Below are 12847 nucleotides of genomic sequence, written 5' to 3'. Positions count from 1 at the left end.
CTCAGTGATCCTTAATCGAAGTTGCAATCGGATAGCCCGACAGATACCGCGCCCTGAGGATCAGGACCCAGAGGCAAACAGCCATCAGCTGATGCAGGATCGCAACCTGCCAGGGTGCGGCATAGAGCACGGTGACAATACCCAGAACCATTTGCAACAGCAGCGCCGCAAAGACCGCGTTAAAGGCAAAGCGCGTCCGCGGATGGGCGCTGCCTCTGCCCCGCAGCCAGACAACAACGCCAAAGGCCAACAGGAGATATCCGCTGACGCGGTGAATGAACTGCACAAGGCCGGGGTTTTCAAAGAAATTGGTCCAGAGTGGCTCCAGCATGAAGGGCTGCGGCGGCAGGATCTGCCCCCCCATCAGCGGCCAGTCGGTGTAGGAACGGCCCGCATCAATACCGGCGACCAGCGCGCCCAGAAGGATCTGCAAGAAGCTGAAATGCAATAGCCCGGTCGACAGGCCGAACAGCTTGGCCTCCTTAGCGCGACGCGCCTGCATCAGATCGCGATCCTCGCGCCCCAGCAGGAACATATACCAGGAAATGAACCCCAGAATGACAAAGGCGAGCCCCAGATGCGTCGCCAGCCGGTAAGAGGCAACCGAGGTCATGCCTTCACCCTGCGTGACACCCGATTCCACCATCCACCAGCCGATCGCGCCCTGCACGCCGCCCAGAACACCCAGTAGCGCCAGACGTCCGGTCCAGCCGACCGGGATCTGCCGCGCCAGCGCAAAACCTAGGAACCCCAGCGCCCAGACCAGACCAATAACGCGGCCCAGTTGGCGATGGCCCCATTCCCACCAGTAGATTTCCTTGAAGTCGGCCAGCTGCATCCATTGGTTGGCAATGCGCCACTGGTCGATTTCCTTGTATTTGTCGAACTCCGCCTGCCAGTCTGCCTCGGTCATGGGGGGGATCGCGCCGGTGATCGGCCGCCATTCGGTGATCGACAGACCGCTGTCGGTCAGGCGCGTCAGCCCGCCCACCACGATCATTGCCACCACCAGCGCAAAGAGCACCGCAAGCCACGCGCGGATTGCCCCCCTTGCGCCACGGCGGGCACGGTCGATGCCGCCCGGTTGCGCCTGCGGGCGCTCCTGCGGCTCATTGCCGGACACCTCTTCGAAAATGCTGCGCTTGCTCATGCTTGCCTCTTCCAATTTCCCGTCAAGCTAGGCCGCAGACGCGACCCCGTCCAGTGGGCGACTATGGCGCAAATCGGCCCGAAGTCGCGTCTCAGTCGCGTTTTTCTTTCCAGCGGACCATCTGTCGCATGATCCCGTGCAGCATCTGCACATCGGCGCGGGTCAGCGGCATCCGGCTGAACAGGTTGCGAAACACCGTCTTCATGCTTGGGGCCTTGTCCGGCGGAAAAAAGAAACCAGCCTCGTCCAGCCGTTCCTCATAGTGATTGACCAGCGCATCAACATCGCCATGAGTGGCCCAATCCGATTTGCCAAGGTCGGTGACAACCGGCATCACCTCAGTCACCTGCCTGCGCCATTCATAAGCGGTGAGCAGGACGCATTGACCAAGGTTGAGCGAGGCGAAATCCGGGTTCACCGGAACCGATATGATGGCATTGGCTCGGGCGATGTCCTCATTCTCAAGGCCCGCCCGTTCGGGTCCGAACATCACGGCCACCCGTTCGCCAGCTGCAATTTTCTCCGCAGCCAGCTTCATCGCCGCCTCGGGGCTGTAGACCGGTTTGGTCAGCTCACGCGGGCGCGCCGTCGTCGCAAAGACAAAATCGCAATCCGCGATGGCGCCTGCCAGATCTTCGGCCAGCTGCGCCTCATCCAAGAGCCGCCCAGCACCAGAAGCCATGGCCACCGCCTTGGGGTTCGGCCAGCCATCGCGCGGGGCCACGATGCGCATCCGGTCCAGCCCGAAGTTCCACATCGCCCGGGCGGCGGCGCCGATATTCTCGCCCATCTGCGGGCGCACGAGGACAAAAGCGGGTTGAGGGGTGTCGCTGGGCATCCGTTTCTCCAAAAAATCTGCTCTGCTCTAATCGGCGCGGGCCTGATGGGCAAGGCTCGGTCGCGGGACTTCTGTGCAAACGCTGCTATATTCCCGCATAATGAGCGTAGCATCACACGGAAATATCCCACCCGGGATGTCGCCAAATCCTTGCGTCCAGTGGCAGATGCGCTAAACACCGACAACCACTGAACAGGAGCCCTCCCGATGGACAGCCCCGCTGACGCCCCCGAAACGCCGCAGATCTATCTGACGACACCTCCCAGTTTTGAGCTTGGCCGGTTTCCCGACCAGCTGGCGCGGGTGCTGGATGAAGTGGAGATCGCCTGCGTCCGGCTGGAGCTGGCCAGCCGCGATGAGGACACACTGAGCCGTGCCGGCGATGCGCTGCGCGCTGTCGCCCATGCCCGCGATGTGGCGATTGTGATCACCGATCATCAGATCCTCGCCGAGCGTCTCGGCCTTGACGGCGTGCATCTCTCCGATTCAGCCCGCCCAGTGCGCGCCGCGCGCAAGGCGCTTGGCGCCGATGCCATTGTCGGCAGTTTCTGCGGTGCCTCACGCCACGACGGGCTGACCGCTGCCGAAGCCGGCGCTGATTACGTCAGCTTTGGCCCGATTGGCACCTCCGGGCTTGGCGATGGCAATCAGGCGCAGAAAGATCTGTTTGAATGGTGGTCGCAGATGATTGAAGTGCCCGTGGTCGCCGAAGGCGGGCTGACCGTTGATCTGGTCCGTGATCTGGCACCCTATACTGATTTCTTCGGTATCGGCGATGAGATCTGGCGCGAGGAAGATCCTCTGGCGAGTCTGCGGCAGCTGATGGCCGCAATGGAAGGCTGAGACCGCCCATTTTGTCTGGCCAAGGCCACATATCGGAAACGAAGCTGACCGGCGCCACCGCCGGTCAGAGGAACAGACGCTCCACGCACCAGTATCCGCCGATCAGCGCGATGGTGAAACTGGCGGGGATGGCAACCCGGCCGCGGTATTTCGGATGCCGCCAGAACCAGAACCCCAGCAGCCCATAGGCCGCGCCGACAACGGTCAGCTGCCCCAGTTCAACGCCAACATTGAACCCCAGGAGTGCCGGCAGAAACTGCGCCTCAGGCAGGCCGAATTCGTCCAGAACCGAGGCAAATCCCAAGCCGTGCAACAGGCCAAAGCCAAAGATCACCAGAGTGCGCCAGCTGTGCAGCTTGCGGGCAAAGATATTCTCAACCGCGACAAACACGATGGATCCTGCGATCAGCGGCTCAACTATGGCCGGGTTGATCTGCACCAGCCCCAATGCCCCGAGCGCCAGCGTGATTGTATGCGCTACGGTAAAGGCACTGATCTGCCATATCAGCGGCCGCAGCCGAGTGCTGAAGAAGAACAACCCCAGTACAAACAGAATATGATCCAGCCCCTTTGGCAGGATATGCGTATACCCGACCGGCACATAGTCGACGAAGGCCTCGCTTGGCGTCTTGGCCAGCCCGCCGGACAGCGGAATGGTTGGCGTGGTCTCGCCACCTTGCAGATAGCCGGTATAAGGACCTTCCACACCGTTCTGACGCAACACCACACCGCCTGATCCCTTGGGCCAGCCGATCTTCAGCCCGCGTGCACCGGTGGGAACCTCGCCCGACAGCTGCAGGATACTGCTGCGCGGCAGGCTGACGTCACCCGGCTCCGGGATCACGATCCCGACCACCTCCAGTGCGATATCGCCACCCGCCTCGATCCGCAGCGCCTGCAGCCAGTCTTCGGCAAAGACCTGAACCATCGGTTTCAGCTCATCCGGGCCAAGCCCGCGCAGGTCGTCATAGTCCCGCGCCTGATCAACGGTATCCGTATCGGCCACACCATCAAGATCGATGCCTGCGACAAATGCCTCGGCGTTCAGACGCAGGTCCATCTTCAGCCGCCCGTCGGCAATTTCAAAATCCGCAATCGTCGGCGTGACTTCATGCGCAAAAACACTAGAGTAGGAGAGGCTCCAGAAGAGCCAGACCAGCAACAGACGGCTCAGCTGGGGGAGCCTGCGACCGGCGTGGCTAAGACATCGCACCGGAGCCTCCATCGACGCCGCGCGTTGCCCGTCTCTGTCATCCTTCGTCCCAGCCAGAGGTCCCATCTGCGCCATGCGTTCTGTCCACCCTGTTGTTCTTATTCTGCTCACGCTCGCCACCAATATCATCGGCGGCCGCGCCCTTGCCCATGAGTTTTGGATTGCGCCAGAAAAATATCAAGTAAAATTAGGCGCCTCGGTGCAGGCAGATCTGCGGAACGGGCAGATCTTCAGCGGGTCGCGCCTGGCGTATTTCGACCGCAATATCGCCCGCTTCGAGGTCTGGGATCAGCTCGGTGCCCACCCCTACGCTGGCCGGATGGGAGATATGCCGGCATTGCAGCTCGAGCCACCGGCCGAGGGGCTGCTGATGGTGGTCCACGAAACCACGCCGGACACGCTGACCTACAAGACCTGGGAGGAGTTCGCAAAATTTGCGGCCCATAAGGATTTCGCCGATATCAAGTCCCGCCATGCCGCGCGCAACCTGCCGGATGCGGGCTTTGCAGAGCGCTATACCCGCCACGCCAAATCGCTGGTTGCGGTGGGCAACGGCGCCGGGGCGGATCGCGCAACCGGTCTGTTGACCGAGTTCGTCGCGCGGGCCAACCCCTACAACGACGATCTCACCGCTGGCCTGCCGGTTGAGCTGCTGTTCGAGGGGACCGCGCGCCCCGACGCCCAGATCGAAGTGTTCGAGCGCAGCCCAGATGGCAATGTCGCTGTCACATTGACCCGCAGCGATTCCCAAGGGCGGGCGACGATCCCGGTCAAATCCGGTCACGTCTACCTGCTCGACGCCGTGGTGCTGCGCAGTCTGGACGCCGAGGCGGGTGCGTCCGATGATGGCGCTACCAGAAGAGGCCCCATACCGGTCTGGCAAACCCATTGGGCGGCGTTGACTTTCGCCGTTCCCTAGATCGGTTGCGCCTTGCGGGGGCGGGAAAAACGCGGCAATACGGGATTTATGACACAGGTTCCGCACTCTCCCGCTTCACCTAGATCTGAGGCTCCGGCCGCCTTGGGCGTCGGCACCGCCGCAGATCAGCCTGACATCCTCTGCATTGGCTCCGTCCTCTGGGACATTATCGGCCGCTGCACGGCTGAAATGCAGCGCGGATCCGATATGCCCGGACGTATCAGCCGCCTGCCCGGCGGTGTTGCGATGAATATCGCGATGACACTGGCCCGCTTTGGTCTGCGTCCGGCCCTGCTCAGCGCAATCGGGCGCGACCCGGAGGGTGACGAGCTGGTCCATGCCTGTGCCCATCTCGGCCTGATCACCGATCATCTCTACCGCTCGGAAGATCTGCCCACCGACCGCTATATGGCCGTCGAAGGTGCCAACGGTCTGATTGCCGCGATTGCCGATGCCCATTCGCTTGAAGCCGCAGGTGCCAAGATCCTGCGACCGCTCAGCGATGGTACTCTTGGCAGTGCGGAAACGCCCTATACCGGTCCCGTCGCGCTTGATGGCAATCTGACGCTGTCGCTGCTGGACGACATCACTGCCGACCCGATCTTTGCCAAGGCGGATCTGCGCGTCGCGCCCGCCTCTCCGGGCAAGGCCGAACGCCTGCGCCCCTTTCTGCTGCGCAGCTGTGGCACGCTCTATGTGAACCTCGAAGAGGCCGGCCTGCTCTGTCAGGACGACTTCACCGACAGCGCCACCGCCGCCCGCGCCATGCTGGATCGCGGCGCAGCGCGGGTACTGGTCACCGATGGTGGCAGCACCGCCACCGAAGCCGACCACAACGGCCTGATCACCCAGGCCCCGCCGCGCGTGACCGTGGCGCGCGTCACCGGCGCCGGTGACACTTTCATGGCCGCTCATATCGCGGCCGAGGCCCGCGGCGAAGACCGCGAAACCTCCCTTGCGTCGGCATTGAAAGCCGCTGCCACCTATGTTTCAGGAGAACCACCCCTTTGATCAATATGACATTTTCCGCCGAGGTCGCCGCCGCCCGCGACTCCGGCCAGGCCATCGTTGCGCTTGAAAGCACCATCATCACCCATGGCATGCCCTATCCGCAGAACGTCGAAGTCGCCGCTCAGGTCGAAGACGACATTCGCGCCGCAGGCGCGGTGCCTGCCACCATGGCCGTGATCGAGGGCGTGCTGCACATCGGCCTTGAACCCGATCAGCTGCAGGCGCTTGGCCAGGCAAAGAACGTCGCTAAGATCTCGCGCGCGGATATGCCGGCCTGTATCGCCACAGGCGGCACCGGGGCAACAACCGTCGCAGCCACCATGATTGCCGCACGGCTGGCCGGGATCAGCGTCTTTGCCACCGGTGGCATCGGCGGTGTCCACAAAGGCGCCGAGACCAGCTTTGACATTTCCGCCGACCTTATGGAGCTGGCCCAGACCCCGGTAACCGTGGTCGCCGCAGGCGCCAAGGCGATCCTCGACATCCCGAAGACGCTCGAGGTGCTGGAAACCCAAGGCGTGCCGGTCATCGCCTATGGTCAGGACAGCTTCCCTGCGTTCTGGTCCGCAACCTCGGATCTGGCCGCCCCCCTGCGCATGGACAGCGCCGCAGAGATCGCCCGTGCCCATGCCACCCGTCAGGCGATGGAGCTGCCCGGTGGCCAGCTGATCGCGAACCCGATCCCGGCAGCAGACCAGATCGCAGCCGAGGATCTGGCCCCGGTTCTGGCCCAGGCCCAGTCCGAAGCGGACGCGGAAGGCATCAGCGGCAAGGATGTAACCCCCTTCCTGCTGCAACGTATTTTTGAGCTGACCGAGGGCCGCTCGCTCACGGCCAATATTGCCCTGGTGCGCAACAATGCCCGTCTCGCAGCGGAAATCGCCAAGGAATTGGTCAACTTGAAGCAATAAAAGGTCTTTCTGCGCAGCTGCCCATTGCGGTTGCGCAGTTCCCTGCCTAGCTTCCTTACGTTCCTCTTTGGTGAAACGCACAGATGACCACGCCCTTCGACGACGAAACCACCCCCCGCCGCCCCGGCCTTTTTGCCCGGCTGCGGTCGTCCTTCTTTACCGGCATCGTGGTCATTGCCCCGGTTGGCTTGACCATCTGGCTGCTATGGACCGTGATGGGCTGGATCGACGGGGTTGTGCTGCCGCTGGTGCCGCATACCGTGCGGCCAGAACAGTATATCGGGATCAACCTGCGCGGCGTCGGGCTGATTATCTTCCTGCTGTTCACCATTGTGGTTGGCTGGATCGCCAAGGGAATCATAGGCCGTTCGCTCATCGGCTTTGCCGAGAGCCTGGTGGATCGCATGCCGGTGGTGCGCTCGATCTACTCCGGGATCAAGCAGATCTCGGAAACCGTGTTTGCCCAAACCGAGCGCAGTTTTGATACCGCCTGCCTGATCCAGTATCCCCGCCGCGGCATCTGGGCGATCGGCTTTGTCTCCACCACGGCCAAGGGCGAGGTGGCCGACCGCGCTGAAACCGGCGGCAACCTTCTGTCGATCTTCGTGCCGACAACGCCGAACCCGACCTCCGGCTTTCTGCTGTTCTTCCCCGAAGAAGACGTCATCATGCTGGATATGAGCGTGGAAGAAGCTGCAAAACTGGTGATTTCCGCCGGGCTTGTCTATCCGAACGCCAAGGATCCGACCAAACCTGTCGACCCCAGCGCAGATTAAGCCTCCGCTTAAGCCCCGGCCGTTTCCTTGACGGGCGGCCGCATTTAGCCAAACATCTCGGCCAGATCCACTGTCGATGTGACGCCGATGGCGGCGCAATCCTGTTCCAGAAAGCGCTCCGCTGCGGCCCGGCCTGCCGCCTTCAGCTTTGCCAGGATCTGCGGGATCGGGATCAGCTTGGTATTGACCGATAGCTGCCGCATCAGATCATCATCAGCGATCATATGCACCAGCACCCGCTTCATCTGTCCCGGCTCCAGATGCCCGTCGGCCAACAGCCGCTGAACAAAGGAGATCGCCCGCAACTCACGCAGCAGCGAGGAATTGAAGCTGATTTCATTCACCCGGTTCTGGATCTGCTGCGGCGTCCGCGGCAGCTCATCGCGCTCCAGCGGGTTGATGCTGACAATCACCACATCCGACGGCAGCTCAGGCCGATACAGCGGAAACAGCGCCGGATTGCCGGTATAGCCGCCGTCCCAATATGGTTCCAGACGCCCGGTCTTGGGGTCCTCTATCTCGATCGCCTGAAACAGGTTGGGCAGGCAGGCCGAGGCAAGAATTGCATCGGTTGTGACCTCGTCACCGGAAAAAACCCGCACCTTTCCGCTGCGCACCGAAGTGGCGCAAATAAACAGCTGCGGCCCCTGATCCGCGCAGACCTCGGCAAAATTGAATGCCTCCACGACAGGCGTCAACGGATTGCGATAAAACGGCCCGTAGCTGTAAGGCGACAGGATCTGCCCCATCGCCTCACGCGGGGAAAACGGCGCGATCCAGTCCAGCGCTCCGAGCAAAGGCGCCGCATCAAGCCCCGCCAGCCAATGGGCAAAGCGCAGATCGCCGACCGCTCCCATCCGCTGCCAAAGCTGATCGAGACAGGCGCGCGCACCGGCAGGACCGCCATGCACCAGCCCGGATTTCAACGCAGCCCCGTTGAGCGCTCCGGCAGAGGTGCCGGTGATGGCAGCAATCTCCAGCTCGTCGCTTTCAAGCAGCCGGTCCAGCACCCCCCAGGTGAACGCCCCATGGGCGCCACCGCCCTGAAGGGCCAGGTTGATCCGCTTCGTCATCTCTGCCTCCCGATCGGCGCGTCCCCGCCGCGGAGCCATGCCCGCTGCGTGTCACCTTTCTCAAAATACTCCGGGGGTGAATTGCCCTGAACAGGTGCAAGAGGGGGCGGGCCCCCTCCCCGGTTTCCGCGCGGCCTACAGCGCGGTCCAGCCACCATCGACGCTGAGCGTGGTGCCTGTCATCTGGGCTGCCGCATCAGAGCAGAGGAACACTGCCGTGCCACCAAGCTGCTCCACGGTCGCAAACTCGCGTGAGGGCTGGCGTTCCAGCATCACCTTCTTGATGACCTCTTCGCGTCCCATATTGTACTTTTCCATGGTGTCCGGGATCTGCGCCTCGACCAGCGGGGTCAGCACGTAACCGGGGCAGATTGCATTGGCGGTGATCGGCTCTTCTGCGGTTTCCAGAGCCAATGTCTTCGTCAGCCCGACAACGCCGTGCTTGGCTGCGACATAGGCGGATTTGTAGGGCGACGCCGTCAGCCCATGCGCCGAGGCGATGTTGATCACCCGGCCCCACCCCGCAGCGCGCATCATCGGCAGCGCTGCCGCCGCCGTGTGGAACGCCGATGACAGGTTGATCGCCAGGATGGCATTCCATTTGTCGATCGGGAAGTCCTCAACAGGTGCGACATGCTGGATGCCCGCATTGTTGATCAGAATGTCGCAGCGCCCAGCCGTGGTGATCAATGCCCGGCAGGCCTCTGCATCGGACATATCGGCCTGAATGTAGCGCGCCTTGACGCCGAATTCTTCGGCGATCCCAGCTGCCAGCGCATGGTCCTCATCCCGGTCGGTAAAGGAATTCAGCACCACATCCGCCCCGGCCCGCGCCATTTCCCGCGCGACCCCAAGCCCGATGCCGGAATTCGACCCGGTAATCACCGCGCATTTGCCCGTCAATGTCATCTTGCTCTTCCCTTCCTGTAAAAAACCTGATTGGTGCAACTGTGACATGCTGCACCTGCAAAGGGAACGGCAATCCCGGCCGGAAAGTTGCGAGAAACCGCGGCAAAACGGTCCAGATGCTGGCCCGTGCAACAACCGCGTGCAAGAGATGTGTGCCGAAAGGGCACCGCCACCGGGGCCGACCATCGTCCGGCAAGCCCGTCAAATATATCGCGAAGCACCGCACAAAAAAACGCCCGCACGAAGCGGGCGTTAAGTTATTGAGGCAGGTTTCATACAGGCAAGAAACCTATCGAGCAGTGAGACCTTTATAAGCAATTTCCCCCGCTCATCCAAGCTAAAAGTTTGAATTGACGCGGCAGCGCCGTTAGCGTTGGTGTTCATGAAAATAAGGCCAGAGCGGGATTGTTGCAAAAGTGCGTCCAGATTTTTTCTTTAGAGTTCGACCGGCCTTGGCCGGAATCATCCTCAGCGCATGCGCAAATTTTGCACAGGCAGAATCAGCGCATGGCATAGCTATGTATGGGGACCCGGCACTACCACCGGATTTTGTGTCTTTACCCTATGCAAATGCCGATGCCCCCAAGGGCGGCACCGCGGTCTTCGGCAACACCGGCGGTTTTGATACGCTGAACCCGTTTGCCCAAAAAGGCACCCCGCCCTGGCAGCTCCGTTTCTGGGGATATGAGAGCCTGATGGGGCGCTCGGCGGATGAACCTTTCACCCTCTACGGGCTGCTGGCCGAATCGATTGAGGTGCCAGAGGATCGCGCCTGGGTTGAATTCACCCTGCGCCCCGAGGCCCGATTCTCCGATGGATCGCCTGTCACGGTCGAGGATGTCATCTGGTCCTACCAGACCCTCGGCCAGGAAGGGCATATCCGCTACCGCCGGTTCTGGACCCAGATCGACAGCATCGAACAGACCGGAGAGCGCAGCCTGCGCATCACCTTCAACGAAGACAACCGCGAACTGGCGCTGATCGCCGGGCTGCGTCCGATCCTGAAAAAGGCGCAGTGGCAAGGAAAGGATTTCGCCGAGTCCGGCCTGCAGGAAGCCCCGATCGGCTCTGGCCCCTATACGGTGGCGGATTTCGAACCCGGTCGTTTCATCCGTTTTTCCCGCAACCCGGAGTACTGGGGACAGGATCTGCCGCTGCGGCGCGGCACCAATAATTTTGATGAGATCCGGCTCGATTTCTATGGCGACCAGACCGTCCTGCTGGAGGCCTTCAAGGCCGGGGAAATTTCTGCGATCCGCGAATTCAACGCCGCCAAATGGGACAAGGCCTATGATTTTCCTGCGGTGACCTCCGGTGAGGTGATCAAGACCGTCATCCCCAATGGCAACCCTTCGGGCATGACCGGTATCGCTATGAATACCCGCCGTGCCCCATTCGACGATTGGCGGGTGCGCGAAGCGCTGATCCAGGCGTTCAACTTCGAATATATGAACGAAACGCTGACAGGTGGCACCCAGCCGCGGATTTCTTCCTATTTCTCGAACTCCTATCTGGCCATGCAGCCGGGAGCTGCCGACGGCAAGGTGCGCGAGCTCTTGACCCCGTTCAAAGACAGCCTGCTCCCCGGCGTGATGGAGGGCTATACGCTGCCGGTCAGCGACGGGAGCGAGCGCAATCGCAAGAACCTGCGCACCGCAACCAAACTGCTGGCGGAGGCCGGATGGACGGTCCAAGACGGCATCATGCGCAACGCAGATGGCGAGGCGCTTGAGATCAAGGTGCTGTTGACCCCCGGCAATCTGGGCGAAGGCGAGATGCGCTCGGTCGTGGAAATCTATGCCCGCGCTCTGGAACGTCTCGGTATCGCGCTGGAGGCCGACATGGTGGACAGTGCCCAGTTTGTCGAACGTCAGCAGGAATTCGACTACGACATGACCTTCTTCCGCCGCTCGATGTCGCTCAGCCCCGGCAACGAGCAATATCTTTACTGGGGCAGCGACGCTGCGCAGCAGCCGGGATCGCGCAATCTGATCGGGATCGAGGACCCTGCCGTGGATGCAATGATCGACGCCATGCTGACCTCCAAAAGCAAAGAGGATTTCACCGCCGCCGCCCGCGCGCTTGACCGTCTGCTGACCGCAGGACGCTATGTGATGCCGGTCTGGCAATACGCCGAAGGCCGCATCGCCCATCGCAAGGAGTTGAAATTCCCCGAGCGTCTGCCCGTCAGCGGCGATGGTATCAGCTACATGCCAGAGGTCTGGTGGTATCAGGCCGACTGACCAAGCCACAGCAAAAGCTGACAGAAGCCCGCCCCGGTCATCGGTGGCGGGCTTTTTTTCGGCGAGCCAAAACGGTTGACGCAGGAATAGTATTTCCGTATTTCGTGAAATATGGAAATAAAGCTTACATCACAGCTTTCCGCCTTGGCCCACCCCCAGCGGCTGGCGCTGTTTCGTCTGCTGATGCGGCGATATCCCGATGCGGTTCCCGCAGGCGAAATCGCGACGGCGCTGGCACAGAAGGCCAATACCGTTTCCGCTTATCTTTCAACGCTCAGCGCGGCGGGGCTGATCCTGTCGCAGCGGCAAGGCACGTCTCTGCTCTATCAGGCACATCTGAACGGGCTGCGCGGGGTGTTTGATCAGCTGCTGTCCGACTGCTGCCAGAACCGCCCGGATATCTGCACCCCGCCGGATCACGAGACGGCGCTCATCCCCACGGCTGAGCGCCCGCTGAATGTCCTCTTCATCTGCACCGGCAACTCAGCCCGGTCGATCATGGCCGAGGCGATCCTGACCCAGGAGGGGCATGGCCGCTTCATCGCGCATTCTGCTGGCAGCCAGCCCGCGACAGCCCCACGACCCGAAGTTCTGGCGCTGCTGCGCGCCAAGGGTCATGACACCGCCACCTTGCGCTCCAAACATCTCAGCGCGGTCTCCGGCGAGGCTGCGCCGCAGATGGATTTCGTCTTTACCGTCTGCAATCACGCCGCAAATGAAGCCTGCCCAGCCTGGCCCGGTCAGCCCATGAGCGCCCATTGGGGCCTGCCTGATCCCGTGATGACCAAAGGGACAGAGGCGCAGAAACAGCTTGCCTATCAACAGGCCTACGGGCTGCTGCGAAATCGCATCCGGGCCTTTGCGGCGCTGCCTTTTGACACACTCAACCGACTGTCGCTGCAACATCATCTGGATGATATCGGCCGTCACAAAGCCACCGAACGCTCCTAAGAAACGGGTT

At 61.9% G+C, this 12847-nt stretch carries 12 protein-coding genes; 7 read left to right on the top strand and 5 right to left on the bottom strand.

The annotated features are described in order from the left end of the window. Position 1: 1 nt before the first annotated feature. Positions 2–1150 (bottom strand): heme A synthase, encoded by a 1149-nt coding sequence (ctaA, locus tag VWY34_RS11740; RefSeq protein ID WP_340545522.1) that lies wholly within the window; start codon positions 1148–1150, stop codon positions 2–4. Between the two features lie 91 nt (positions 1151–1241). Continuing rightward, complete coding sequence (locus VWY34_RS11735; protein ID WP_340545521.1) at positions 1242–1988, bottom strand: RNA methyltransferase; 747 nt, start codon at positions 1986–1988, stop codon at positions 1242–1244. A gap of 207 nt (positions 1989–2195) precedes the next feature. Here VWY34_RS11735 and VWY34_RS11730 point away from each other — a divergent pair, with 207 nt between their 5' ends. Further along, positions 2196–2831 (top strand): thiamine phosphate synthase, encoded by a 636-nt coding sequence (locus VWY34_RS11730; protein ID WP_340545520.1) that lies wholly within the window; start codon positions 2196–2198, stop codon positions 2829–2831. 64 nt (positions 2832–2895) lie between these two features. On the opposite strand, the gene VWY34_RS11725 is transcribed toward VWY34_RS11730, so the two are convergent. Further along, positions 2896–4119: a HupE/UreJ family protein gene (locus tag VWY34_RS11725; RefSeq protein WP_416544352.1), complete on the bottom strand. Its 1224-nt coding sequence runs from the start codon at positions 4117–4119 to the stop codon at positions 2896–2898. Here VWY34_RS11725 and VWY34_RS11720 point away from each other — a divergent pair. The 4 genes from VWY34_RS11720 to VWY34_RS11705 all read left to right on the top strand — a co-directional run bounded on the left by VWY34_RS11720 (position 4118) and on the right by VWY34_RS11705 (position 7661). Next, on the top strand, positions 4118–4963 hold the full coding sequence (locus tag VWY34_RS11720; protein ID WP_416544351.1) for a DUF4198 domain-containing protein: 846 nt from the start codon (positions 4118–4120) through the stop codon (positions 4961–4963). The two genes, VWY34_RS11725 and VWY34_RS11720, sit on opposite strands and share 2 nt — an antisense overlap. A 48-nt stretch (positions 4964–5011) precedes the next feature. Next, positions 5012–5974 carry a PfkB family carbohydrate kinase gene (locus tag VWY34_RS11715; protein WP_416544350.1) on the top strand — a complete coding sequence of 321 codons (963 nt, stop codon included), beginning with the start codon at positions 5012–5014 and terminating at the stop codon, positions 5972–5974. A gap of 5 nt (positions 5975–5979) precedes the next feature. Continuing rightward, complete coding sequence (locus VWY34_RS11710; RefSeq protein WP_416544349.1) at positions 5980–6885, top strand: pseudouridine-5'-phosphate glycosidase; 906 nt, start codon at positions 5980–5982, stop codon at positions 6883–6885. An 83-nt stretch (positions 6886–6968) separates the two neighbouring features. Further along, positions 6969–7661, top strand: coding sequence for a DUF502 domain-containing protein (locus VWY34_RS11705; RefSeq protein WP_416538728.1), 693 nt, complete (start codon positions 6969–6971; stop codon positions 7659–7661). A 44-nt stretch (positions 7662–7705) separates the two neighbouring features. On the opposite strand, the gene VWY34_RS11700 is transcribed toward VWY34_RS11705, so the two are convergent. Together VWY34_RS11700 and VWY34_RS11695 are read right to left on the bottom strand one after the other, a co-directional pair. Continuing rightward, positions 7706–8734 carry a patatin-like phospholipase family protein gene (locus VWY34_RS11700; protein WP_416544348.1) on the bottom strand — a complete coding sequence of 343 codons (1029 nt, stop codon included), beginning with the start codon at positions 8732–8734 and terminating at the stop codon, positions 7706–7708. 135 nt (positions 8735–8869) lie between these two features. Then, entirely contained in the window at positions 8870–9643 is a 774-nt protein-coding gene (locus VWY34_RS11695; protein ID WP_416544347.1) for a 3-hydroxybutyrate dehydrogenase, read from the bottom strand. A 416-nt stretch (positions 9644–10059) separates the two neighbouring features. Here VWY34_RS11695 and VWY34_RS11690 point away from each other — a divergent pair, with 416 nt between their 5' ends. Continuing rightward, positions 10060–11886, top strand: coding sequence for an extracellular solute-binding protein (locus tag VWY34_RS11690; protein ID WP_416544346.1), 1827 nt, complete (start codon positions 10060–10062; stop codon positions 11884–11886). Between the two features lie 111 nt (positions 11887–11997). Beyond that, positions 11998–12837, top strand: a complete 840-nt coding sequence (locus VWY34_RS11685; protein ID WP_416544345.1) for a helix-turn-helix domain-containing protein — start codon at positions 11998–12000, stop codon at positions 12835–12837. The last annotated feature ends 10 nt before the right edge of the window (positions 12838–12847 follow it).

Origin of the sequence: Phaeobacter sp. JH20_02 (assembly GCF_048056915.1) — a bacterium.
GTDB lineage: Bacteria > Pseudomonadota > Alphaproteobacteria > Rhodobacterales > Rhodobacteraceae > Phaeobacter > Phaeobacter bryozoorum.
The sequence above is the reverse complement of the archived record's forward strand: the minus strand, read 5'-3'. Positions and strand labels throughout refer to the sequence as shown.